The sequence below is a fragment of the Streptomyces sp. SCSIO 75703 genome (assembly GCF_036607905.1).
Taxonomy (GTDB): Bacteria; Actinomycetota; Actinomycetes; order Streptomycetales; family Streptomycetaceae; genus Streptomyces.
Window position 1 is genome coordinate 6,208,925 of sequence record NZ_CP144555.1, and the last position, 23,106, is coordinate 6,232,030.

Annotated in this window: 23 protein-coding genes; 15 read left to right on the forward strand and 8 right to left on the reverse strand. The window is 74.1% G+C overall.

Annotated elements, in window-relative coordinates; translation table 11 throughout:
* Positions 1-29: 29 nt before the first annotated feature.
* The 3 genes from VM636_RS27515 (at position 30) to VM636_RS27525 (ending at position 2,491) form a co-directional block, all read left to right on the forward strand.
* A complete protein-coding gene (locus VM636_RS27515) occupies positions 30-776 on the forward strand; it encodes an SDR family NAD(P)-dependent oxidoreductase (protein ID WP_030417591.1) in 747 nt (248 codons plus the stop codon).
* Positions 773-1,846, forward strand: a complete 1,074-nt coding sequence (locus VM636_RS27520; protein WP_030417590.1) for a low specificity L-threonine aldolase — start codon at positions 773-775, stop codon at positions 1,844-1,846. Before VM636_RS27515 ends, VM636_RS27520 begins: the two co-directional genes overlap by 4 nt.
* A gap of 72 nt (positions 1,847-1,918) precedes the next feature.
* On the forward strand, positions 1,919-2,491 hold the full coding sequence (locus VM636_RS27525) for a transglutaminase domain-containing protein (protein WP_053913149.1): 573 nt from the start codon (positions 1,919-1,921) through the stop codon (positions 2,489-2,491).
* Between the two features lie 61 nt (positions 2,492-2,552).
* Here the strand turns inward: VM636_RS27525 and VM636_RS27530 are convergent, their stop codons facing one another.
* Positions 2,553-3,272, reverse strand: coding sequence for a lysophospholipid acyltransferase family protein (locus VM636_RS27530; RefSeq protein WP_030417588.1), 720 nt, complete (start codon positions 3,270-3,272; stop codon positions 2,553-2,555).
* 289 nt (positions 3,273-3,561) lie between these two features.
* Between VM636_RS27530 and VM636_RS27535 the strand changes: the two genes are divergently transcribed.
* From VM636_RS27535 to VM636_RS27550, 4 genes are all read left to right on the forward strand, one after another.
* Entirely contained in the window at positions 3,562-3,888 is a 327-nt protein-coding gene (locus VM636_RS27535; protein ID WP_030417587.1) for a thioredoxin family protein, read from the forward strand.
* Positions 3,889-4,149: 261 nt separating this feature from the next.
* Positions 4,150-4,938 (forward strand): electron transfer flavoprotein subunit beta/FixA family protein, encoded by a 789-nt coding sequence (locus tag VM636_RS27540; RefSeq protein ID WP_030417586.1) that lies wholly within the window; start codon positions 4,150-4,152, stop codon positions 4,936-4,938.
* Between the two features lie 57 nt (positions 4,939-4,995).
* Complete coding sequence (locus tag VM636_RS27545) at positions 4,996-5,958, forward strand: electron transfer flavoprotein subunit alpha/FixB family protein (protein WP_053913148.1); 963 nt, start codon at positions 4,996-4,998, stop codon at positions 5,956-5,958.
* Between the two features lie 159 nt (positions 5,959-6,117).
* Positions 6,118-7,416, forward strand: coding sequence for an aldolase/citrate lyase family protein (locus VM636_RS27550; RefSeq protein WP_030417584.1), 1,299 nt, complete (start codon positions 6,118-6,120; stop codon positions 7,414-7,416).
* A 118-nt stretch (positions 7,417-7,534) separates the two neighbouring features.
* Here the strand turns inward: VM636_RS27550 and VM636_RS27555 are convergent, their stop codons facing one another.
* Positions 7,535-8,611: a LacI family DNA-binding transcriptional regulator gene (locus VM636_RS27555; RefSeq protein WP_030417583.1), complete on the reverse strand. Its 1,077-nt coding sequence runs from the start codon at positions 8,609-8,611 to the stop codon at positions 7,535-7,537.
* 210 nt (positions 8,612-8,821) lie between these two features.
* Between VM636_RS27555 and VM636_RS27560 the strand changes: the two genes are divergently transcribed.
* From VM636_RS27560 to VM636_RS27570, 3 genes are all read left to right on the forward strand, one after another.
* Positions 8,822-9,775, forward strand: coding sequence for an ROK family protein (locus VM636_RS27560; RefSeq protein WP_030417582.1), 954 nt, complete (start codon positions 8,822-8,824; stop codon positions 9,773-9,775).
* Between the two features lie 272 nt (positions 9,776-10,047).
* On the forward strand, positions 10,048-10,245 hold the full coding sequence (locus VM636_RS27565) for a hypothetical protein (RefSeq protein WP_030417581.1): 198 nt from the start codon (positions 10,048-10,050) through the stop codon (positions 10,243-10,245).
* 140 nt (positions 10,246-10,385) lie between these two features.
* Positions 10,386-11,426 (forward strand): NUDIX hydrolase, encoded by a 1,041-nt coding sequence (locus tag VM636_RS27570; protein WP_030417580.1) that lies wholly within the window; start codon positions 10,386-10,388, stop codon positions 11,424-11,426.
* Between the two features lie 127 nt (positions 11,427-11,553).
* On the opposite strand, the gene VM636_RS27575 is transcribed toward VM636_RS27570, so the two are convergent.
* Entirely contained in the window at positions 11,554-12,909 is a 1,356-nt protein-coding gene (locus VM636_RS27575; RefSeq protein ID WP_338485947.1) for a dipeptidase, read from the reverse strand.
* Positions 12,910-13,068: 159 nt separating this feature from the next.
* Here VM636_RS27575 and VM636_RS27580 point away from each other — a divergent pair, with 159 nt between their 5' ends.
* The gene (locus VM636_RS27580; protein WP_030417578.1) at positions 13,069-14,313 is read left to right on the forward strand and encodes a geranylgeranyl reductase family protein; all 1,245 of its coding nucleotides are present in this window, start codon (positions 13,069-13,071) and stop codon (positions 14,311-14,313) included.
* Here the strand turns inward: VM636_RS27580 and VM636_RS27585 are convergent.
* Positions 14,300-14,755 (reverse strand): nitroreductase/quinone reductase family protein, encoded by a 456-nt coding sequence (locus tag VM636_RS27585; protein ID WP_053913145.1) that lies wholly within the window; start codon positions 14,753-14,755, stop codon positions 14,300-14,302. The genes VM636_RS27580 and VM636_RS27585 overlap by 14 nt on opposite strands.
* Positions 14,756-14,943: 188 nt before the next feature.
* Between VM636_RS27585 and VM636_RS27590 the strand changes: the two genes are divergently transcribed.
* From VM636_RS27590 to VM636_RS27605, 4 genes are all read left to right on the forward strand, one after another.
* Entirely contained in the window at positions 14,944-15,636 is a 693-nt protein-coding gene (locus tag VM636_RS27590) for a TetR/AcrR family transcriptional regulator (RefSeq protein WP_053913144.1), read from the forward strand.
* A gap of 104 nt (positions 15,637-15,740) precedes the next feature.
* Positions 15,741-16,967 (forward strand): sensor histidine kinase, encoded by a 1,227-nt coding sequence (locus tag VM636_RS27595; protein ID WP_078855619.1) that lies wholly within the window; start codon positions 15,741-15,743, stop codon positions 16,965-16,967.
* Positions 16,964-17,629 carry a response regulator transcription factor gene (locus tag VM636_RS27600; RefSeq protein WP_030417574.1) on the forward strand — a complete coding sequence of 222 codons (666 nt, stop codon included), beginning with the start codon at positions 16,964-16,966 and terminating at the stop codon, positions 17,627-17,629. Before VM636_RS27595 ends, VM636_RS27600 begins: the two co-directional genes overlap by 4 nt.
* Positions 17,556-18,098, forward strand: coding sequence for a hypothetical protein (locus tag VM636_RS27605; RefSeq protein ID WP_051821109.1), 543 nt, complete (start codon positions 17,556-17,558; stop codon positions 18,096-18,098). Before VM636_RS27600 ends, VM636_RS27605 begins: the two co-directional genes overlap by 74 nt.
* A gap of 13 nt (positions 18,099-18,111) precedes the next feature.
* Here VM636_RS27605 and VM636_RS27610 read toward each other — a convergent pair whose 3' ends face one another.
* From VM636_RS27610 to VM636_RS27625, 4 genes are all read right to left on the reverse strand, one after another.
* Entirely contained in the window at positions 18,112-19,491 is a 1,380-nt protein-coding gene (locus tag VM636_RS27610) for a GH1 family beta-glucosidase (RefSeq protein WP_053913143.1), read from the reverse strand.
* A 573-nt stretch (positions 19,492-20,064) separates the two neighbouring features.
* The gene (locus VM636_RS27615) at positions 20,065-21,276 is read right to left on the reverse strand and encodes a cysteine desulfurase-like protein (protein WP_053913142.1); all 1,212 of its coding nucleotides are present in this window, start codon (positions 21,274-21,276) and stop codon (positions 20,065-20,067) included.
* 83 nt (positions 21,277-21,359) lie between these two features.
* The gene (locus VM636_RS27620; RefSeq protein ID WP_030417570.1) at positions 21,360-22,424 is read right to left on the reverse strand and encodes a membrane protein; all 1,065 of its coding nucleotides are present in this window, start codon (positions 22,422-22,424) and stop codon (positions 21,360-21,362) included.
* A gap of 67 nt (positions 22,425-22,491) precedes the next feature.
* Complete coding sequence (locus VM636_RS27625; RefSeq protein WP_030417569.1) at positions 22,492-23,085, reverse strand: DNA starvation/stationary phase protection protein; 594 nt, start codon at positions 23,083-23,085, stop codon at positions 22,492-22,494.
* Positions 23,086-23,106 lie beyond the last annotated feature (21 nt).

The window sequence follows — 23,106 nt, forward strand, 5'->3', positions numbered from 1 at the left end:
TACGGGAACAGGCACGGGAGGCGAGGACCATGGGTAACGGGGCGCTCGACGGCGCGGTGATCGCGGTGGCCGGAGCGGGGGGACCCGCCGGGCGGGCCGCGCTGCTGCGCCTCGCCGAGGCAGGGGCGGTCGTGGTCGGCGCCGACAACGACCCGGAACGGCTGGCGGAGGCCGTGGACGCCGCCCGCTACGCGCACGGCGGGGCGACGGTCGTCGGCGAGACCGTCGACCTGCTCGACCTCGACTCCAGCCGCGCCTGGGCCGGCCGCATCGAAGAGGAGTTCGGCCGGGTGGACGGCCTGGTCCACCTCGTCGGCGGCTGGCGCGGCAGCCAGACCTTCACCAAGACCAACCTGGACGACTGGGACCTGCTGGAACTGCTGCTCATCCGCACCGTGCAGCACACCTCCCTCGCCTTCCACGAGGCCCTCCAGCGCAGCGACCGCGGCCGCTACGTGCTGATCAGCGCCGCCGGCGCCAGCAAGCCCACCGCCGGGAACGCCGCCTACTCCGCCGCCAAGGCGGCCGCCGAGGCGTGGACCCTGGCCATGGGCGACTACTTCCGCAAGGCGGGGGGCGACCAGGGGCCGACGTCGGCGGCTGCGATCCTGGTGGTGAAGGCGTTGGTGCACGACGCGATGCGCGCCGAGCGCCCCAACGCGAAGTTCGCGGGCTTCACGGACGTCCGGGACCTGGCCGAGGCCGTCGCCGGGGTCTGGGAGAAGCCCGCCGCCGAAGTGAACGGAAGGCGTCTGTGGCTGACCGAGGAGCCGTGAACCCCCCGAAGACCGACGCGCGACGGCACCACGACCCCGAGGTCCGCGGTTTCGCCAGCGACAACTACGCCGGCGCCCACCCGGAGGTGCTCGCCGCCCTGGCCCTGGCCAACGGCGGGCACCAGGTCGCCTACGGCGAGGACGCGTACACCGAGAACCTCCAGCGCGTCATCCGCAGCCACTTCGGGGCGGGCGCGGAGGCGTACCCGGTCTTCAACGGCACCGGCGCCAACGTCGTCGCGCTGCAGGCGGTCACCGACCGCTGGGGCGCGGTGATCTGCGCCGAGAGCGCGCACATCCACGTCGACGAGGGCGGCGCCCCCGAGCGCATGGGCGGCCTCAAGCTGCTCACCGTGCCCACCCCCGACGGCAAGCTCACCCCCGAGCTGATCGACCGGCAGGCGTACGGCTGGGACGACGAGCACCGCGCCATGCCGCAGGTCGTCTCGATCACCCAGAGCACCGAGCTGGGCACCCTCTACACGCCCGGCGAGATCCGCGCGATCTGCGAGCACGCCCACGCCCGCGGCATGCGCGTCCACCTGGACGGCTCGCGGATCGCCAACGCCGCCGCCGCGCTGGACGTTCCCATGCGGACCTTCACCAACGCGGTCGGCGTCGACCTGCTGTCCCTGGGCGGCACCAAGAACGGCGCGCTGTTCGGTGAGGCGGTCGTCGTGCTCGACCCGGACGCGGTGCGCCACATGCGGCACCTGCGCAAGCTCTCCATGCAGCTCGCGTCCAAGATGCGCTTCGTCTCCGTGCAACTGGAGGCCCTGCTCGCCAAGGACCTCTGGCTGCGCAACGCCCGGCACGCCAACGAGATGGCGCAGCGCCTCGCGGAGGGCGTGCGTGCCGTGCACGGCGTGGAGATCCTCCACCCGGTGCAGGCCAACGCGGTCTTCGCCCGGCTCCCGCACGAGGTGAGCCGGCGCCTCCAGGAGCGGTTCCGCTTCTACTTCTGGGACGAGACCGCCGGCGACGTGCGCTGGATGTGCGCCTTCGACACCACCGAGGACGACGTCGACGCCTTCGTCGCGGCCCTCAAGGAGGAGATGGCCCGCCACTAGAGGATGCATAAGTATGCGGCCACCTGAAAAGTCATTGACCGTTAGGTGGTCGCGTACCTATGCTCCGCGGGCATGGAGCTGATCCAGAAAGACCCCGACCTGTCCGCCTACCTCGCCGCCGACGAGGCGATCGACCACGACCACCCCCGGGTGCGGGAAGCGGCGGAACGCCTCGCCGAGGGGGCGGAGGACTCGTATGACTATGCGCGGCGGGCCTTCGAGTTCGTCCGCGACACCATCCCCCACTCCCAGGACTCGGGCGACCCGCGCGTCACCTGGCGGGCCTCCGACGTGCTGGAGCGGCGCACCGGGATCTGCTACGCCAAGGCCCACGCCCTGGCCGCCCTGCTGCGCGCCGAGGACATCCCCACGGCCCTGTGCTACCAGCGGCTCGGCGTGGTGCACGGGCTGGTCGCCGTACGGTTCGACGGGGCCTGGCACCGGCAGGACCCCCGCGGCAACAAACCGGGCGTGGACGCCCGCTTCTCCCTCGGGAGCGAGCGCCTGGCCTTCACCCCCGACCGGGAGGCCGGCGAGGCCGACTGCCCCGAGCTGTACCCCGCCCCGCACCCGGCGGTCCTGGCCGCGCTGAAGGCGGCCGGCGACCGCACGCGGTTGTGGGCGACCCTGCCGACCGCCCTGTGACACGTCGAGGCGGGCCCCGGTGCGACCGCCGCCGGGGCCGGTGCGTCGCAGGGGAAGGGCCCTACGCCAGGCGCAGTTGCTCGGGGGTCGGCGCGGTGCCGCCGAGGTGGGCCGGCATCCACCAGGTGTCGTCCGCGTTCCTCGGGCGCACCGGGTAGGCGCGCTGGGCGGCCTCCAGCAGCTCCTGCACCCGCTCGCGCAGCCGCCGGGTCAGGGCGCCCGCGTACTGCTCGCGGGAAGCCTCCAGCGCCTCGCCCACGCGGATGGTGACGGGGATGTGGCTGCGCTTGAAGTTGCGGGGGTGTCCCTTGGTCCACAGCCGCTGCGTGCCCCACACCGCCATCGGCACCAGCGGTACGCCCGCCTCCTGCGCCAGGCGCGCCGCGCCCGACTTGAAGCTCTTCAGCGTGAACGACTCGGAGATCGTCGCCTCCGGGAAGACACCGATGATCTCGCCGGAGCGCAGCGAGTCCAGCGCGTGGGCGTACGCCGCCTCGCCGTTCTTGCGGTCGACCGGGATGTGCTTCATCCCGCGCATCAGCGGGCCGGAGACCCGGTGCCGGAAGACCGAGTCCTTCGCCATGAAGCGGACCAGCCGCTTCTGCGGCAGCGCCGCCAGGCCGTTGAAGATGAAGTCCAGGTAGCTGATGTGGTTGCTCACCAGTACGGCGCCGCCCGAGCGCGGGATGTTCTCCGACCCCCGGCAGTCGATCTTGAGGTCCCACACCTTGAACATGGTGCGGGCGAGACCGATGACCGGGCGGTAGACGAGTTCTGCCATGGGCGGGTCGGACCCTTCCGTGTCAGCCTGGGAAGGGGTCTCCCAGCCGAAAGTTACGCAGCCGTAGGTTTACGGCTTGTCGCCGATCGTGCCCCAAGAACGGCCGCGGAACCAGCCCCGGTGCCCCCTCACGGCGAGATCCTCATCACGTCCACCGCGCCCCGGGTGGCCGGAAGTCGGCGGTCAGCCGGGAATCTTCCGCGGCGCCCGCGCGCTGCACCCGGGAGACGAGAGGAAACGCGGCACGGCCCTCCTGTGGGGCCGCCGTGGCGGCGAAGTGGGGTGCGGGGTGTCCGGACGGGACGACGGCAGGCGGCTCGGTGCGGCGGAGCTCGGCACCGGACTCGGCGCCCGCGCCACCCTCGTGCAGTTCTCCAGCGCCTTCTGCGCACCGTGCCGGGCCACCCGGCGCGTCCTCGCGGACGTGGCCGCCATGGTCCCTGGTGTCGGCCACGTCGAGATCGACGCGGAATCCCGCCTGGAGCTGGTCCGCGCCTGGGGCGTGGAGCGGACGCCGACCGTGCTGGTCCTGGACGCCGACGGCCGGGTCGTCCGGCGCGCGGCCGGGCTGCCCCGGAAGGCGGACGTCATCGCCGCCCTGGGCGACGCCCTCTGATCACCGCGCGTGGCGGGTAACGCCCGGTCGGCCGCGCCCCGGGACGCCGGCTCCCCCTTCTGCGGAGCCGTCGAGTTCCGGTTACGCTGCGTTGCGAAGGTCACAGTTCAAAGCGCTTGCTCAGCGGGAACGAACTGGGTGTACTGACGAGTAATATCGCGGTGGGGGCGCGGGTCGCCCCGACCGGGAACGGCCGCTTGGGGCGCCTATGCTGCCTGCAAGCAGGCAGCACTGAAATGACGATGCAGTAGGAGAGCCGGCGTGAGCTTGAGGATCGTTGTCACCGTGAAGTACGTGCCCGACGCCACGGGCGACCGGAGCTTCTCCGACGACCTGACCGTGGACCGTGAGGACGTGGACGGTCTGCTGTCGGAGCTGGACGAGTACGCGGTCGAGCAGGCTCTCCAGATCTCGGAGAACTCCGACGACGACGTCGAGGTCACGGTCTTGACGGTGGGTCCGGAGGACGCGAAGGACGCGCTGCGCAAGGCGCTGTCGATGGGTGCGGACAAGGCGGTTCACGTCGAGGACGACGACCTGCACGGTACGGACGCGATGGGGACGTCGCTGGTGCTGGCGAAGGCGGTGGAGAAGGCCGGTTACGACCTGGTGATCTCCGGTATGGCGTCCACCGACGGTGTGATGGGCGTGGTGCCGGCGCTGGTGGCCGAGCGTCTGGGCGTGCCGCAGGTGACGCTGCTGTCGGAGGTGTCGGTCGAGGACGGCACGGTCCGGGGCCGTCGTGACGGGGACGCGGCTTCGGAGCGGCTGGAGGCGTCGTTGCCGGCGGTGGTGTCGGTGACGGACCAGTCGGGTGAGGCGCGGTACCCGTCGTTCAAGGGAATCATGGCGGCCAAGAAGAAGCCGGTCGTGTCCTGGGACCTGTCCGACCTGGACCTGGACGCGGACGAGGTCGGTCTGGCGGGCGCCTGGACGGTGGTCGACTCGGCCCTGGAGCGTCCGGCGCGGACGGCGGGCACGGTCGTCAAGGACGAGGGCGAGGGCGGCCGGCAGCTCGCCGAGTTCCTCGCGGGCCAGAAGTTCGTCTGAGCACCGCCCCGCCGCCGACAGTCCTTCAAGTACCGCTAGCAGGAGAGAAGAAGTCCCATGGCTGAAGTCCTCGTCTATGTCGATCACGTGGACGGTGCGGTCCGCAAGCCCACGCTGGAGCTGCTGACGCTGGCCCGCCGTCTCGGTGACCCGGTCGCCGTCGCGCTGGGTGCCGGCGCCGCCGACACCGCCGCCACCCTGGCCGAGCACGGCGCGGTCAGGGTCCTGACCCATGAGGCCCCCGAGTACGCCGACTACCTGGTGGTTCCGCAGGTCGACGCGTTGCAGGCCGCGTATGAGCGGGTGTCGCCGGCGGCGGTGCTGGTGTCGTCCTCCGCGGACGGCAAGGAGATCGCCGCCCGGCTCGCGCTGCGGATCGGTTCGGGTGTCATCACCGACGCGATCGATCTGGAGGCGGGTGAGAAGGGCCCGGTGGCGACGCAGTCGGTGTTCGCCGCCGCGTTCACCACGACGTCCCGTGTGTCGCGGGGCACGCCGGTGATCACGGTCAAGCCCAACAGCGCCTCGGTCGAGGCGGCTCCCGCCGCGGGTGGTGTGGAGGCGCTGGAGGTCGTCTTCTCCGCGCAGGCGTCGGGGACGAGGGTGACGTCGCGGACGCCGCGTGAGTCGACCGGGCGGCCGGAGCTGACCGAGGCCGCGATCGTGGTCTCCGGCGGCCGGGGCGTCAACGGCGCGGAGAACTTCGCGGTGATCGAGGCGCTGGCCGACTCGCTCGGTGCCGCGGTGGGTGCCTCGCGGGCGGCGGTGGACGCGGGCTGGTACCCGCACACCCAGCAGGTCGGCCAGACCGGCAAGTCCGTCTCGCCCCAGCTCTACATCGCCGCCGGTATCTCCGGCGCCATCCAGCACCGTGCCGGCATGCAGACCTCCAAGACCATCGTCGCCGTCAACAAGGACGCCGAAGCGCCCATCTTCGAGCTCGTCGACTACGGCATCGTCGGAGACCTCTTCGACGTCCTCCCCCAGCTCACCGAGGAGATCAAGACCCGCAAGGGCTGAGCGCCTCTCCGGCTCCTGTCCGAGGCCCCCGCGACCGCAGTCCTGGTCGCGGGGGCCTCGGCGTCGCCGTGGAAGGGGTGTTGACCCGGACGGAACCACCCGGATAACTTCGTTCAACGGATTGTTGATTCCGCGTTGCGGAAAAGAGGAGGGTTTCGGATGGGTCAGCAGGAGAAGGTGGCGACGAGCCTCGCGGACGCGGTCGGCGAGGAGATCGGCGCCTTCCTCGCGCCGGTCGACGCGGAACTCGAGCGCCGCTACCCCGGCGACCCGGGCACCCGTCAGCCCGTCCACACCGTCTACGTCCCCGCCGACGCGTTCGCCGCCGACACGGTCCGCTCCTGGGGCGACCGCGCTCTCGCGGCTCTCGACGAACACGCCCCGGACGCCGCCTCGTTCGCCGCCGTCCTGGGCCTCGACGACGACCTCGCCGAACCGGTCCACTCCCGGGTGCGCGCCAAGCTGGAGCGCGAACCGGTCGAGGACCTGCGCATCGACTTCGAGGACGGCTACGGCAACCGCGGCGACGCCGAGGAGGACGAGGCCGCCGCCCGAGCCGCCCGGCTGGTCGCCGAGGCGTACGCGCGGGGCACGGCCGCCCCGTACATGGGCATCCGCATGAAGTGCCTGGAAGCCGGTGTGCGGGCGCGGGGCATCCGTACGCTCGACGTCTTCCTCAGCGGCCTGATGGAAGCCGGTGGACTGCCCGACGGCCTCGTGCTCACCCTGCCGAAGGTCACCTACCCCGAGCAGGTCGCCGCCATGGCGCGGCTCCTGGACGCCTTCGAGGCGGCGCGCGGGCTGGAGCCGGGCCGGATCGGCTTCGAGATCCAGATCGAGACCAGCCAGTCCATCCTGGGCGCCGACGGCACCGCCGGCGTGGCCCGCATGATCCACGCCGCCGAGGGCCGCGCCACCGGCCTGCACTACGGGACCTTCGACTACAGCGCCTGCCTCGGCGTCTCCGCCGCCCACCAGTCGAGCGACCACCCGGCGGCCGACCACGCCAAGGACGTCATGCAGGTCGCCGCCGCCGGCACCGGCGTCCGCGTCTCGGACGGTTCGACCAACGTGCTGCCGGTCGGGCCCACCGCGCAGGTCCACGACGCCTGGCGCCTGCACTACGGGCTCACCCGTCGCGCCCTGGCCCGCGCCTACTACCAGGGCTGGGACATGCACCCGGGCCACATCCCCACCCGGTACGCCGCGGTCTTCGCCTTCTACCGGGAGGGTTTCGAACAGGCCGCCGGCCGGCTCGCCCGCTACGTCGGCCGGTCCGGCGGCGACGTGATGGACGAGCCCGCCACCGCCAAGGCGCTCAGCGGCTACCTGCTGCGCGGACTGGACTGCGGCGCCCTGGACACCGCCGAGGTCGCCCGGCTCACCGGTCTGACCCGGGCCGACCTGGAGGGGTTCTCCGCGCCCCGGCGCGGCGACCTGACGGCGTCCGCGCGCTAGGGTCTCCCGTGTGGATCACGCCGGGCTCGCGGGGTCCGGCCTGATCCAGACGAAAGACCCTGGGCGCGGCCGGTCGGCCGGCACCCGTGGGGGGGCCTCGGCCCCCCACGGGCCCCGGTCAGCCGGCCGGCGGGAGTTCGCCCGAGCCGCGGGTGATCAGCCGGGTCGGCAGTTCGATCCGCTCGGGCGTGAGCAGCGTGCCGTCGAGCTGGCGGAAGAGCCGTTCGGCGGCGGTGCGGCCGAGGGCCGCCGCGTCCTGCGCGACCACGGTGACGCCGGGCTGGAGCAGGTCGGCCAGTTCGAGGTCGTCGAAGCCCACCAGGGCGACCGGGCGGTCGTGCCCGGCCAGGACCCGGATCACGGTGACCGTCACCCGGTTGTTGCCCGTGAAGACCGCCGTCACGGGCTCCGGACCGGCGAGCATCTCCTCGGCGGCCCGGCGCACCCGCTCGGGGTCGGTGACGCCCAGCGACATCCAGGAGTCCTCGACGGTTATCCCCGCGTCCTCCATCGCTGCCCGGTAGCCGCGCAGCCGCTCGGCGGCCGTGTGGATGCGCGGCATGTCGCCGATGAAGCCGATCCTGCGGTGCCCGTGCGCGATGAGGTGGGCCACGCCGTCGCGGGCGCCGCCGAAGTTGTCGGACACCACCACGTCCGCGTCGATGTGTCCGGCCGGGCGGTCCACGAACACCGTGGCCACCCCGGCCTTCACCTCCGGCTCCAGGTACCGGTGGTCGTCCCCGGCCGGGATCACCACCAGCCCGTCCACCCGGCGCGCGCACAGCGCGAGCACCAACTCCTGTTCCCGCTCGGGGTCCTCCGCGCTGGACCCGTTGATCAGCAGGGCGCCGTGGGCGCGGGCCACCTCCTCCACGGCGCGGCTGAGCGGCCCGTAGAAGGGATCCGCCAGGTCCTCCAGGACCAGGCCGATGCTGGCGGTGCGGCCCTTGCGCAGGACGCGGGCGCTGTCGTTGCGGCGGAAGCCGAGCGCGTCGATGGCCTCCTGGACGCGTCGTTCGGTCTCGGGGGTGACGCCGGGCTCCCCGTTGACCACCCGGGAGACGGTCTTGAGGCCCACCCCGGCGCGGGCGGCGACGTCCTTCATGGTCGGGCGGCTGCCGTATCGGGTGCCGGGAAGGCGGTCCGCGCCACGGTGCGTGGCGGGTGGGGTGCGGTGTGCTGTCCTGTCGTCCACGGGTCTGCATCGGCTCCTGTCGGCCACCAGGATGCGGCGGTCATGCGTTTGTATGAGGATGTGGCGTCGAGCATAGAGCCTGGACAACGTTGTCAGAGCGGGGGACACTGTCCCTCGCACCCTTCGGTCCGTCCCCCACCACCGGACCGGTCGCTGTTCGCGCTCGTGTTCCGCACATTCTCATTCGGTCGACGGGGAGATCCGACTCTGATGCACACCGATCTCGTGGCAGCGCTGGACATCGGCGGGACCAAGATCGCCGGGGCGCTGGTGGACGGCCACGGCCGGATACGGACGCGGGCCCAGCGCGCGACGCCCGCCCGGGAGGACGGCGAGACCGTGATGCGGGCGGTCGAGTCGGTGCTCGCGGAACTGAGCGCGTCCCCGCTGTGGGACGCCGCCTCGGCCGTGGGCATCGGCAGCGCGGGCCCGGTGGACGCCTCCGCCGGCACGGTCAGCCCGGTCAACGTGCCCGGCTGGCGCGACTACCCCCTGGTCCGTCGGGTCCGCGCCGCCACCGGGGGGCTGCCCGTGGAACTGATCGGCGACGGGGTGGCCATCACGGCCGCCGAGCACTGGCAGGGCGCCGCCCGGGGGCACGACAACGCGCTGTGCATGGTGGTCTCCACCGGCGTCGGCGGCGGACTGGTCCTCAACGGCAGGCTGCACCCCGGCCCCACGGGCAACGCCGGCCACATCGGGCACATCAGCGTCGATCTGGACGGTGACTCCTGCCCCTGCGGGGCACGCGGGTGCGTGGAGCGCATGGCGTCCGGGCCCAACATCGCCCGGCGGGCCCTCGACGGCGGCTGGCTCCCGGGGCCCGACGGGGACGTCTCGGCCGCCGCGGTGGCCGACGCCGCCCGCCGGGGCGATCCCGCCGCCCTCGCCTCCTTCGCGCGGGCCGCCCAGGCGCTGGCCGCCGGCATCGCCGCCACCGCGACCCTGGTCGAGGTCGACATCGCCGTGGTCGGCGGGGGTGTGAGCCGGGCCGGCGAGGTGCTGTTCGCGCCGCTGCGCGAGGCGCTGACCCGGTACGCCACCCTGTCCTTCGTGCAGCGCCTGGCCGTCGTGCCCGCCCGCATGGGCACCGACGCCGGGCTGGTCGGCGCCGCCTCGGCCGCGCTCAGCAGAACGGCGGGTGTGACCGCCGCGGGCGTCTGAGGCGACCGGGCCCCCGGCGAGGAGCGCCCCGGCCGGGCGCGCGGGGCCGGCGAGGGAAGGGCGGCGTGTCATCACGTGCCTCCGGTTCCGCGGCGGGTGGAACGGCGTGAGCCCGCCGCGGACCGGCATGGTCACGTCGGTCCGGTGGATGTGTGCGGGAGGACGTGTGGACTGTGGGGGGAAGAGGGGCGGTGCGGGGGATTCCCGGCCGTCCGGGCGATCACTCGCGGAATCACCCGTGACCCCGGGGCCGCCCCGCAGTTGATCCCGGCATGAAGAAGCGCAGCATGCTCGCCCTCGCCTCCCTCGCCACCGGCTTCGTCGTCGCGGCCGTCACCCCGTCGCACGCCGCCCCCGCCGAACTCCCGCTCTCACTCGACGTCGAGGACACCCTCAGCACCGTCGAGCAGACGGTGGCGACCGACAGCCTCACCCTGGACGAGAACACCCTCGGGCAGCTCGGCGGCTGACCCGCACCACCGTGGCGACGGCGCCGGTGCCCCTCGTCCGGGGGGCGCCGGCGCCGTCGTCACAGGTGCTCAACTGCATCTGGTTTCCGTGGCAGGGTGAAACGGGCAAGCCACAGGGGGCCAACAGCAGAGGGGGAACCGTGATCGTCTGGGTCAACGGCGCGTTCGGTGCCGGAAAGACGACGACCGCACGGGAACTGATCGACCTGATCCCGCACAGCACGCTCTTCGACCCCGAGGTGATCGGCGCGGCGCTCACGCATCTGCTGCCGCCCAAACGCCTCGCCGAGGTGGGCGACTTCCAGGACCTCCCGGTCTGGCGCCGTCTCGTGATCGACACGGCGGCCGCCATGCTCGCGGAGTTCGGCGGGACCCTCGTGGTGCCCATGACCCTGCTGCGGCAGGAGTACCGCGACGAGATCTTCGGCGGCCTCGCCGCCCGCCGCATAGCCGTCCGGCATGTGCTCCTGGCCCCGGCGGAAACGATCCTGCGCGAGCGGATCGCCCGACGGGAGGTCCCGCCGGACGTGCCCGACGCCGAGTCGGGCGTCCGCCAGTGGTCCTACGACCACATCGAGCCCTACCGGGCGGCCCTCGCCTCCTGGCTCACCGCCGACGCCCACCCCGTCGACACCAGCGGCCTCACCCCGTACGAGGCGGCCGTGCGCATCGCCGACGCGGTCGCCACCGGGACGGTGCCCGCCTGCGACATCGTGCAGACGCCCGAGCCGACCGCCGAGACCGTCGCCGCCGGTGTCCTCCTCTTCGACGAGCACGACCGGGTCCTCCTGGTCGACCCGACGTACAAGCCCGGCTGGGAGTTCCCCGGCGGCGTCGTCGAACCGGGCGAGGCGCCCGCCCGCGCCGGGATGCGCGAGGTCGCCGAGGAGACCGGCATCCGCCTCGACGAGGTGCCCCGCCTGCTGGTCGTCGACTGGGAACCGCCCCGGCCGCCCGGCTACGGGGGTCTGCGGCTGCTGTTCGACGGGGGACGGCTCGACGCCGCCCAGGCCGACGGCGTGCTGCTGCCGGGCCCCGAACTGCGCGACTGGCGCTTCGTCACCGAGGACGAGGCGGCCGGCCTGCTGCCCCCCGTGCGCTACGAACGCCTGCGCTGGGCCCTGCGCGCCCGCGAGCGCGGCGCCGCGCTGTACCTGGAGTCCGGGATCCCCGTCGGCTGACGCCCCGTCCGGCGCGGCCGTCCGCGCCCCCGCCGCGGGACGCCGACCGCCCCCGGGCCGGGACGGCGGTGGCCCCGCGCTGCCGGGGGGGGCGGGGCGGGGCCACCGTACGCGGAGCGCGGCGGGCTCAGCCGGCCGCGTAGTTGCGCAGGAACAGCGCCTCCGCCACCGACAGCCGCTCCAGTTCCCCGGGGCAGACGCTCTCGTCGACGGCGTGGATCCGGGCCTCCGGCTCGCTCAGCCCGATCAGCAGGATCTCGGCCCGCGGGTACAGCGCGGCGAGGGTGTTGCAGAGCGGGATCGACCCGCCCTGACCGGCGTACTGCATCTCCTCGCCCGGGTAGGCCACGGCCATCGCCTCCGCCATCGCCTTGTACGCCGGGCTGCTGGTGTCGGCGCGGAACGCCTGCCCCTGGCCGACCTGTTCGACCTCCACCCGCGCGCCCCACGGCGCGTGCGCCTCCAGATGCGCCCGCAGCAGCGCGGTGGCCTCCACGGCGTCCGCGCCCGGCGGCACCCTCAGGCTCACCAGCGCGCGGGCCCCGGCCTGCACCGACGGGGTCGCGCCCACCACCGGCGGGCAGTCGATGCCGAGCACCGTGACGGCCGGCCGCGCCCAGATCCGGTCGGCGACCGTGCCCGAGCCGATCAGGTCCACGCCGTCGAGCACCCGGGCGTCCTTGCGGAACTCCTCCTCGTCGTACTGGAGCCCGTCCCAGTGGCTGTCGCCGGCGAGGCCGTCGACCGTCGTGGAGCCGTCCTCGGCGCGCAGCGAGTCCAGCACGCGGATCAGCGCGGCCAGCGCGTCCGGGGCGGCGCCGCCGAACTGGCCCGAGTGCAGGTTGCCTTCGAGGGTGTCGACGCGCACCCGGACCAGGGTCATGCCGCGCAGCGTGGTGGTGACCGTCGGCAGCCCGACCCGGAAGTTGCCCGCGTCGCCGATGACGATGGTGTCGGCCTCCAGCAGCTCCGGGTGCTGCTCCGCGTACCGCTCCAGACCGCCCGTGCCCTGCTCCTCGGAGCCCTCGACGATCACCTTGACGTGCACCGGCACGCCGCCGTCGGCCTTCAGGGCGCGCAGCGCGAGCAGGTGCATGAGCACCCCGCCCTTGCAGTCGGCGCTCCCGCGCCCGTACCAGCGGCCGTCGCGCTCGGTCAGCTCGAAGGGCGGCGAGGTCCAGGCGGCCTCGTCCAGCGGGGGCTGCACGTCGTAGTGGGCGTACAGCAGGACGGTGGGCGCGCCCTCGGGGCCGGGCAGATAGCCGTAGACCGACTGGGTGCCGTCCGGTGTGTCGAGCAGGGCCACGTCCCGGAAGCCCTCCGCGCGCAGCGCGTCGGCGACCCAGCCGGCGGCGGCCTCGCTCTCCTCGCGCGGGAACTGGTCGAAGTCCGCCACCGACTTGAAGGCCACCAGGGCGGTGAGCTCCTCCTTCGCCCTGGGCATCAGCGAGGCGACGGTCTCGGCGACCGGGTTCGACGACATGGGCACGCTCCCTGTAGGTGCGACGTTGTACCGATGGGGTGGTGCGACCGGGTGTGGTCGCGTCCGCGCCGATCCTCCCACAGTGGCCTGCGGCGATGCCCGCCGTAGGATGCGGGGGTCAAGTGCGGCAGACGTTGTGGATCGGAGCAGTAGACCATCGTGAGCAGCGAGAACTCTTCGGCGGACGACGAGCGTCGGGTCTGGGACGTCGTCGTGGTGGGCGCGGGACCGGCGGGGGCCTCGGCCGCCTACGCGGCGGCGGTCGCGGGACGGCGCGTACTGGTGCTGGAGAAGGCCGAGCTGCCCCGTTACAAGACGTGCGGCGGCGGCATCATCGGTCCCTCGCGTGACACCCTGCCCCCCGGCTTCGAGCTGCCCTTCCGTGACCGCGTGCACGCGGTGACCTTCTCCCACAACGGCCGCTTCACCCGCACCCGCCGCTCCCGGCAGATGCTGTTCGGGCTGGTCAACCGCCCGGAGTTCGACCACCTGCTGGTGGAGCACGCGCAGAAGGCCGGTGCCGAGCTGCGCACCGGGGCCACGGTGACGCGCGTGGAGCAGCACGGTTCGGCGGTGCCGGACCGGCGCACGGTCGCCGTGGTCCTCCAGGGCGGGGAGACGGTGCTGGCCCGCGCGGTCGTCGGCGCGGACGGCAGCGCGAGCCGGATAGGAGCCCACGTCGGGGTCAAGCTGGACCATGTCGACCTGGGTCTGGAGTGGGAGATCCCGGTGCCGGAGACGGTCGCCGAGGACTGGCGGGGCCGCGTCCTCATCGACTGGGGGCCGATGCCGGGCAGTTACGGCTGGGTCTTCCCCAAGGACGACACGCTGACGGTCGGGGTGATCTCGGCGCGCGGCGAGGGCGCGGCGACCAAGCGGTACCTGGAGGACTTCGTCGGCCGGCTGGGCCTGGCCGGTTTCGAACCGAGCATCTCCTCGGGCCACTTGACCCGCTGCCGGGCCGACGACTCGCCGCTGTCGCGCGGCCGGGTGCTGGTGTGCGGGGACGCGGCCGGGCTGCTGGAGCCCTGGACGCGCGAGGGCATCTCCTTCGCGCTGCGCTCCGGGCGGCTCGCGGGGGAGTGGGCGGTGCGCATCGCCGAGGCGCACGACGCGGTGGACGCCCGCAAGCAGGCCCTCAACTACGCGTTCGCCATCAAGGCCGGGCTCGGTGTGGAGATGAGCGTCGGCAAGCGGATGCTGGCCATCTTCGCGCGCCGCCCCGGGCTGTTCCACGCGGCGCTGACCGGTTTCCGGCCGGCCTGGCGGGCGTTCAAGGACATCACGCAGGGCGGGACCACGCTGGGCGAGCTGATGCGCAGTCATCCCATGGCGCAGCGGGCCCTGGCCGCCATGGACCGGCGGCCGGCGGAGGCGGCGGAGGGCGAGGTCACTTCCCCCTGACCCGGATGCGGAAGACCGGGTGGTCGGGCGCGCAGGCGGTGATCTCCTCGTCCGTCGAACGGGCGGTGACGCCGCGGAAGTACGAGTCGACCTCCCAGCCCCAGCGCTCCAGGTAGGTCCGCAGGACGGGGAGCTTCTCCGCGTCGGGCAGTTCCTCGGCGGTGAACTTCCGCACCCGGCGCCCGACCCGCAGTTCCCCGCCGCCGGCCGCCCGCATGTTCCGCACCCACTGGGAGTGGCCGCGCGCGGAGACCAGGTACTGCCGGCCCTCGTAGGTGTGCGGATTGACCGGGATGCGCTGGACGCGGCCGCTGGTGCGGCCCCGTACGGACAGCTCGGCGGAGCCTGCGACGCTCAGTCCGAGCCGGGCCAGCCGGCCGACCAGGGCGTTGAACCACGTGGTGATCCGGCCGCCCTTGAGGTAGTACGGCGATGAGGTCATGAGGATCTCCTGACGGTCGGGTGAGGGGCGGAGGCGGACAGGGTGGCCGGGTGCCACGGGGAGAGCGCCGATCACTTTTGTGAGCACTGCTCTCGACCGGGTTCCAGTGTGCACGGCGGCCCCGTCGCCACGCAAGAGCGGTGCTCTCGTTTGTGTGCACCGCTCTGACCCCGTGGGACACTGTCCCCATGAGCAGTACCCCACACGGCGCCCGAGCCCGCGCCCGGATCGAGGTCACCGCCGCCATCAAGGAGGCGGCCCGCAGGCAGCTCGCGGAGGAGGGCGCCGCCCGGCTCTCGCTGCGGGCCGTCGCCCGCGAACTGGGCATGGCCTCCTCCGCCCTGTACCGCTACTTCCCGAGCCGCGACGACCTGCTGACCGCGCTCATCATCGACGCCTACGACTCCCTCGGCGCCGCCGCCGAGACGGCCCGCGACAAGGCGGCGGGCGAGCCGCCCGTCGCCCGCTGGGTCGCGGTGTGCGAGGCCGTCCGCCACTGGGCGCTGGCGCACCCCCACGAGTGCGCCCTCATCTACGGATCGCCGGTGCCCGGCTACTCCGCCCCGCAGGACACCGTCCCCGCCGCCGCCCGGGTGGGCCGGGTCCTCCTCGCCCTCGCCGCCGAGGCCCACCGGGACGGTGACCTCGCCCGCGCGGACCTCCCCGCGGAACTGGCGCCCGAGGCCGCGCGGATGGCCCGGGACCTCGCCCCCGGCCTGCCCCCGGAGACGGTGACCGCCTTCGTCGCCGCCTGGGCCGAGCTGTTCGGACTGGTCTGCTTCGAGGTGTTCGGGCAGTTCCACCGCGTGGTGGAGGACCGCGAGCCCTTCTTCCGGCACGCCGCCGAACGGCTCGCCCACGGCGTCGGCCTGCGCCGCTGACCGGGCCCGACAGGCCGCCGTGCCCCGCGTACTCCCCGGGGAGTACGCGCCATCACCGCGCGCGGGGGACGCCGCCGGGCGGCGCGGCGTCTAGCGTGGCGGACATGGACGAGCAGCGCGTGCCCGCGGGCGGACCGCCGCGGTGGCGGCCCGGACCGCCGTGGGCCGGTGCCCGGGACGACGGCACCCCCGCCCGCCGGTGGCCGTGGCCCAGCACCCTGCTGGTGACCGTCTTCGTGCTCGCCGGTTCGCAGTTCGCCGCCCGCGCCCAGGAAGGCGAACGCGTCGGGCTCGACCCGGCCGCCCGCGTGCTGCTGGTGGCCACCGGGCTCCTCCTGCTGTGGCGGTCGCGGCACCCCGTGGCCGTCGTCTGGGCCACGGCGGCCACCACCCTCGCCTACCTCGCCGCCGGATACCCCTACGGCCCGGTGTTCCTCGCCTTCGCCGTCGCCTGCTTCACCGCCGTCGTCGCCGGCCACCGCACCGCCGCGTGGACCGCCGTGGCCGCCCTGTGGACCGGGCACCTCCTGCTCGCCCACTGGCTCTACCGGTGGCTGCCTCCCGCGGGGGACTCCGCCGCCCCCTGGGGCACGGAACTGGCCACCGCGACCTGGGCGGTGGCGATCGTCGCCCTCTCGGAGCTGGCCCGCGCCCGGCGTGAGCAGTGGGCGCGGGAACGGGCCGAACGCGCCCAGGCCGCCCGGCGCCGCGCCGACGAGGAACGGCTGCGGATCGCCCGCGAACTCCACGACGTCCTCGCCCACAGCCTCTCCGTCATCCACGTCCAGGCGGGCGTCGGCCTCGCCCTCCTCGACACCGACCGCGAGCAGGCACGTACCGCGCTGAGCACCATCAAGGGCCAGAGCAAGGAGGCGCTGGGCGAGGTGCGCCAGGTCCTCGACACCCTCCGCGCGCCCGGCGACGCCCCGCGCGCCCCCGCCCCGGGACTCGACCGGCTGCCCGAGCTGGTGGAGCAGGCCGCCCGCGCCGGCCTCACCGTCGAGGTCGAGGGCGAACCGCCCCGGCTGCCGCCCCACACCGGCGTCGCCGCCTTCCGCATCCTCCAGGAGGCCCTGACCAACGTCGTACGGCACTCGGGCTCCCGGCACGCGCGCGTCCGCTTCGCCCGCGAGGGCGGCGCCCTCGACCTGCGCGTCGACGACGACGGGCCCGCGACCGGCACCGACGCCGGGGGCGGTGGCAACGGGCTGGCCGGGATGCGGGAGCGGGCGGCGGCCCTCGGCGGCACCGTCGAGGCGGGCCCCCGCCCCGACGGCGGTTTCCGGGTGAGGGCGCTGCTGCCGCTCACCCCGAAGGAGGCCGACCGGTGATCCGCGTCCTGCTCGCCGACGACCAGTCGCTGGTCAGGGCCGGGTTCCGCGCCCTGCTCGACGCCCAGCCGGACATCGAGGTCGCGGGCGAGGCCGCGGACGGCGAGGAGGCACTGCGCGCGCTCCGCGAGACGCCCGCGGACGTCGTCCTCATGGACATCCGCATGCCCCGCCTGGACGGCCTCGCCGCCACCCGCGAGATCACCGGGGACCCGGCGCTCGGCGCGGTGCGGGTGGTCATGCTCACCACCTTCGAACTCGACGAGTACGTCTTCGAGGCCATCCGCTCCGGCGCCTCCGGCTTCCTGGTCAAGGACACCGAGCCGGAGGAACTGCTGCGCGCCGTCCGGGCGGTGGTCGCCGGCGACGCGCTGCTCTCGCCCGGGGTGACCCGCCGCCTGATCGCCGAGTTCGCGGCCCGGTCCAAGGAGCCCGCCGCGGCCGACGCCCTGGCCCGGCTCACCGAACGCGAGCGCGAGGTGATGGCCCTCGTCGGCATCGGCCTGTCCAACGAGGAGATCGCCCGCCGCCTGGTCGTCAGCCCGCTCACCGCGAAGACCCATGTCAGCCGCGCCATGGTGAAGCTCGGTGTCCGCGACCGCGCCCAGCTCGTCGTCCTGGCCTACGAATCCGGCCTGGTGCGGCCCGGCTGGCTCGGCTGATCCCGGCCGGTCGGACGGCCGCCCGGAGTGCGGTGAGGGCGATCACCACCGCCACCGCGGCCAGGGCCGCCACGCTGGTGAGCCCGGCCGGCAGCGACAGCCGGTCGGCCACGGGGCGTTCCTGGTCGACCGGATCGACGGCAGCCTGCGCACCATCGGCGCCGTCGCCGCCGCGAGCGGCCGGTGGGAGGACGACTACCGGGCCCGCGTCCGCGGGCTGCCCGTGCGCACCGCCGTGGACGACCTGCACGACGAACTGCGCGCGTCGGCGGCCACGCGCGGGCGCGCGCACGCGGGAAGGCTGCTGCGGCACCGGGTGCCCGCCCTCTCCCCGGCCGAGACCGTCGCGTACGTGCACGCCCTGCACGCCGGGGGCACGCCCGCCGCGCACCTCGTGGCCCGCGTGGCCGCCCACGTGGTGCCGGCGCCGGATCCGGTGCTGTCCGTCCAGGCCGTCCGGCGGAGCTGACGCCCCCGGCGGGTCAGGCGCGGTGCGCGGCGATCAGGGCCCGGTACCAGTGGTAGCTGTCCTTCGGCGTGCGCTCCAGGGTGTCGTAGTCGACGCGGACGATGCCGAAGCGCTTGCTGTAGCCGTGCGCCCACTCGAAGTTGTCCAGCAGCGACCACACGTAGTAGCCCCGCACGTCCACGCCCGCGTCCATCGCCGCCCGCAGCGCGGTGAGGTGGTCGCGCAGGTAGGAGACGCGGTCGGCGTCGTGGACGGTGCCGTCGGCGGCCGGTACGTCGTCCTCCGCGGACCCGTTCTCCGTGACGTGGACCGGCGGCAGCGCGTCGCCGTAGCGCTCCTTGAGGCCCACCAGGAGGTCGGTGAGGCCCCGCGGGACGACGGGCCAGTCCATCGCGGTGTGCCGGACGCCGGGCAGCCGCACCTCCTGGTAGCGGTTGTCCGTCGCCACCCGCCGCGCCGGGTCGGCCTCGCGGTGGGGTGCGTCGGCGACCACGATCGGGCGGTAGTAGTTGACGCCGAGGAAGTCCAGCGGACGGGAGATCAGCTCCAGGTCACCCTCGCGCCGGAAGTCCGCGCCGGTGAGCGACTCGCCCCAGGTCTCCGCCTCCGTCAGCGGGTAGCGGCCGGCGAGGATCGGCTCGGTCCACACCAGGTTGTGCTGGGTGTCGGCGCGGGTCACGGCGGCGAGGTCGGCGGGGGAGCCGGTGGCGGGCAGGTTGCGGTCCAGGTTGAGCGTGATGCCCACCTCGCGCACCCCGGCGGCCCGCAGCGCCCCGACCGCGTGTCCGTGGCCGAGCAGCAGGTGGTGGGCTGCGGCCAGCGCGCCGCGCCCCTCGCGCGCGCCGGGCGCGTGGCGGCCCACCGAGTAGCCGAGGAAGGCGCTGCACCAGGGCTCGTTGAGGGTGATCCACCGCGGCACCCGGTCGCCCAGGTGCCCGGCGACGACGGCCGCGTACTCGGCGAACCGCTCCGCCGTCTCCCGCACCCGCCACCCGCCCCGGTCCTCCAGGGCCTGTGGCAGGTCCCAGTGGTAGAGGGTGGCCGCCGGTTCGATGCCCGCCGCCAGCAGTTCGTCGACCAGACGCGAGTAGAAGTCCAGCCCCTTGGGGTTCACCGGGCCCGAACCGTCCGGCACGATCCGCGGCCAGGCCAGCGAGAAGCGGTACGAGTCCACGCCCAGGCCACGCAGGAGCGCCACGTCCTCGGGGTAGCGGTGGTAGTGGTCGCAGGCCACGTCCCCGGTGTCGCCGCCGGTCACGCGGCCGGGCTCGTGGCTGTAGGTGTCCCAGATGGACGGACCGCGGCCGTCCTCCCGGGCGGCGCCCTCGATCTGGTAGGCGGCCGTCGCGGCACCGAAGACGAAACCGGGCGGGAAGGCGGGGAGTTCACTCATGGTGTCGAGCCCATCTGTGAGTGCGGAGGACAGATCGTGAGCGGGTGGTGCGGCGAGCGGGTGGTGAAGCGCTTCAACGAGGGGCGCGCGACCGCGCCGTGACGGTGCGGCTCCCCGGGCCGGACCGTCGGGTCCGGTGTGACGAGCAAGGCGAGTCAGACGAGTCATACGTCACCTTGCGGTCCGGGCGCCAGAGCACGGCGGCTACGGGGCGCGATCCGGCCGGGCGTCGACCCGCCCGTCGGGCACGGAGGTACGCGGTCCGCCGGCGGGTCGAAGCGCTTCACCAACGGTCGAAGCGGCACGGCGGGGTTGGCCGGGAGAGCGCGGCGCCGGGGTGGGCCGAGGAGGGGCAGGGGCGCCGGGGCGGCGCCCGGTGTGTGGCCGCGTCGCGCGTCCCGTCCGGCTCCGCCCGCCGCTTGTCCGCCGTCCGCCCCGCGTCCCGTCTGCCGGGCGTCGCGTCCGCCGTCCGCCCGGCGGGCGTGCGCCGGGCGGCGGGGCACGGCGTCCGGGCCCCCGGGCGGAGGGGCGCAGGGGGGGGCGTGCCTCGCGCGCGCCCCTGGCGCCTCCCGGTCAGCCGGTGATCGCGGCGAGGGCCGCCAGCAGCCGGTCCACGTCCTCCTCGCTGGTGTAGGGCGCGAGCCCGACCCGTACGCCGCCCCCGTCGCCGAGGCCGAGTCGCCGCGACGCCTCCAGCGCGTAGAAGGAGCCCGCCGGAGCGTCCACGCCGTGCTCCGCCAGCCGCCGGTACACCTCGGCCGGGGCCAGGCCCTCGACGGTGAACAGCAGTGTCGGCGTGCGCCGCGCGGCCCGCGAGTACACGGTGATCCGGCCGAGCTCCGCGAGCCCGCGCTCGATCCGCCCGCGAAGGGCGTCCTCGTGCTCCTCCAGCGCGGTGAAGGCGGCGATCAGCCGCTGCCGCCGCCCGCCCCCGGCCTCCGGCGCGAGGTCCGCGAGGTCCGCGAGGAAGTCGACCGCGGCGCGGGCGCCCGCCAGCAACTCGTAAGGCAGCGTGCCCAGTTCGAAGCGCTCGGGGACGGTGTCGGCGGACGGCAGCAGCTTGTCCGGGCGCAGGGTCTCCAGGAACTCCGGCCGTCCCGCCAGCACCCCGAGGTGCGGTCCGAGGAACTTGTACGGCGAGCACACCAGCGTGTCCGCGCCGAGCGCCGCCAGGTCGACCGCCGCGTGGGAGGCGTAGTGCACCGCGTCGACGTGCAGCAGCGCGCCGACCCCGTGGGTCAGGCGGGCGACGGCCGGTAGGTCGGGGCGGGTGCCGATGAGGTTGGAGGCGGCCGTCACCGCGACCAGCCGGGTGCGCGCGGACAGCACCGCCTCGATGTGGCCCGGCTCCAGCTCCCCGGTGGCCGGGTCGAAGTCCGCCCACCGCACGGTGGCCCCGGCCGCCTCGGCCGCCTGCACCCAGGGCCGGATGTTGGAATCGTGGTCGAGCCGGGTGACGACCACCTCGTCGCCGGGGCTCCAGTCCTTGGCCAGCGTCCGCGACAGGTCGTAGGCGAGCTGGGTCGAGCTGCGGCCGAAGACGACGCCGCGGGGGGAGACGCCGAGCAGGTCGCCGAGGGCCGCACGGGCCTCGGTGACGATGCGGTCCGCGTGGCGCTCGCCCTCGGTGACGGTGCCGCGGTTGGCCAGCGGGCCGGTCAGCGCCTCGGCGATCGCGTCGATGACGGGCTGGGGGGTCTGGGTGCCGCCGGGCGCGTCGAAGCGGGCGGTGCCGGACTTCAGTGCGGGCGTCCGTGCGCGGATCGCGGCGATGTCGAGGGCCATGTGCGCTCCAACCGAAAGCGGGGGATTCCGGGCCTCATGATCGCAGCAGCACGGCGGGGTGAACAGGGACGGGAGACGGCGGATCAGGCGCCGGCCGCCGCCTGCTCCGGCTCCTTCTCCCGGCCGCCGGGGTGGCGGTGGCGCCAGATCCAGAAGACCGCCGTGGACACCAGCGCCCACCCGCCCAGCACCAGGAACGGGAAGGCGTGCTGGTGCCCCGGGAAGTACACCGCCGTGTGCTGCGCGTTGACCGACCCGCCCGGCGGCAGCCACCGGCCGATGAGCCCCAGCGGCGACGGCAGCAGCGGCCAGGAGACCGCGCCGCCCGAGGAGGGGTTGCCCAGCAGCACCATCAGGCCCCAGGTCGGCAGCATCGCCCAGCGGCCGACGAGGGCGTTGAACATGGTGAACACCATGCCGCTGGTGAACAGTGTCAACGCGAGGATCAGCCACGACTCCGCGAACGGCAGGTCGAGTGCGCCCAGCAGCCAGTCCACCGTCGCGGCGATGGCGAAACCGCCGAGCAGGGCGTACGCCAGGGTGAACAGGATGCGCTCGAACGGCGTCAGCGTCCGGGCGTGCACACTGAGCTGGATCGCCCCGACGAAGCCGATGATGACGGCGGCCAGGGAGATGTAGAAGATCGCCAGACCACGCGGATCGCCCCGTTGCAGCGGATTGACGTCCCGGACGGTGACCGCCACCCCGGTCTTCCGTCCCACTTCGGGCGCGGAGTCGCCCAGCACCTCGGCGACCGAGGCGCCCGACGCGCTGGACAGGTCCAGGACGGCGGTCCGCCCCGCGTCGCGGATCTCGAAGATCGCGAAGACCTCCTGCTCCTGGACGGCGGCGCGGGCCCGCTCCACCGTCGGGTACGGGCGGACCTTCACCGAGGCATTGAGCGCCTGCTCCAGCCCGTCCAGGAACGCCTGGCCGCGCTCGTGCTCGTACGCGCCGACGACGGCGGTCGGGATCGAGTGCGGTGTCGGGTCCGCCATGGAGTAGGTGTACGACCCGGCGAACAGCCCGGCCGCCGCCGCGAGGATCAGCACGAGCACGGTGGCCGGCCACCACGGCGAGGCGCGGAACGCCGGCCACCACTGCCCGCGCCGCGGCGGGCCCGGAGCGCCGGGAGAGGTGTGGGCCATGTACCGGACGCTTTCGCAGACGGGACGTCAGGAGGGAGCGGAGCGCGCGCCGGGGCCCGGGCGGCCCTCAGACGTGGACGAGCGGGGTGTCCACCAGGTGCTCGGCCACGAACCACGCCTGGAGTTCGTTGGTGCGCACGACGTCCGAGACGAGGAGGTCGTTGGTGCCGTCGTCGCCGAGGTCCTGGGCGCGGGTCGCGGCGTCGTGGCAGTCGGCGAGGATCATCTCGTGCGCCTCCAGCAGTCGCGACAGCATCGCGGGCACCTCCTCCACGCCGTCCGGCGGGCGCGGCACGGTGGTGATCTCGGCGACGTGCCGGGGGTCGCCGACCGCGACGCCGCCGAGCGTCTGGACCCGCTCCGCGAGGGTGTCGATCAGTTCGAGCTGCTCCCCGGCGTGCTTGTCGAGCAGCAGGTGGAGCTGGTAGAAGGTCGCTCCGCGCATGAGCCAGTGATACTTCTTGTACAGGTCGTGCAGGATGCGGGTGTCCGCGAGAACCTTGTTGAGCCGCTGGCAGGAGTAGAGACGGGTCTCCATCGACAGGGCGACCGGGAACTGCTTGACGGTGCCGAACTCCTGGATGGTCCGGCCCTGCTGGTGCAGCCAGGGCTGGCTGCCGTCCGAGTGGGGGTGCGGGGCCGACGGCCTGGGGCTGTTCACGCCTGAACTCCTTCCGGAGAG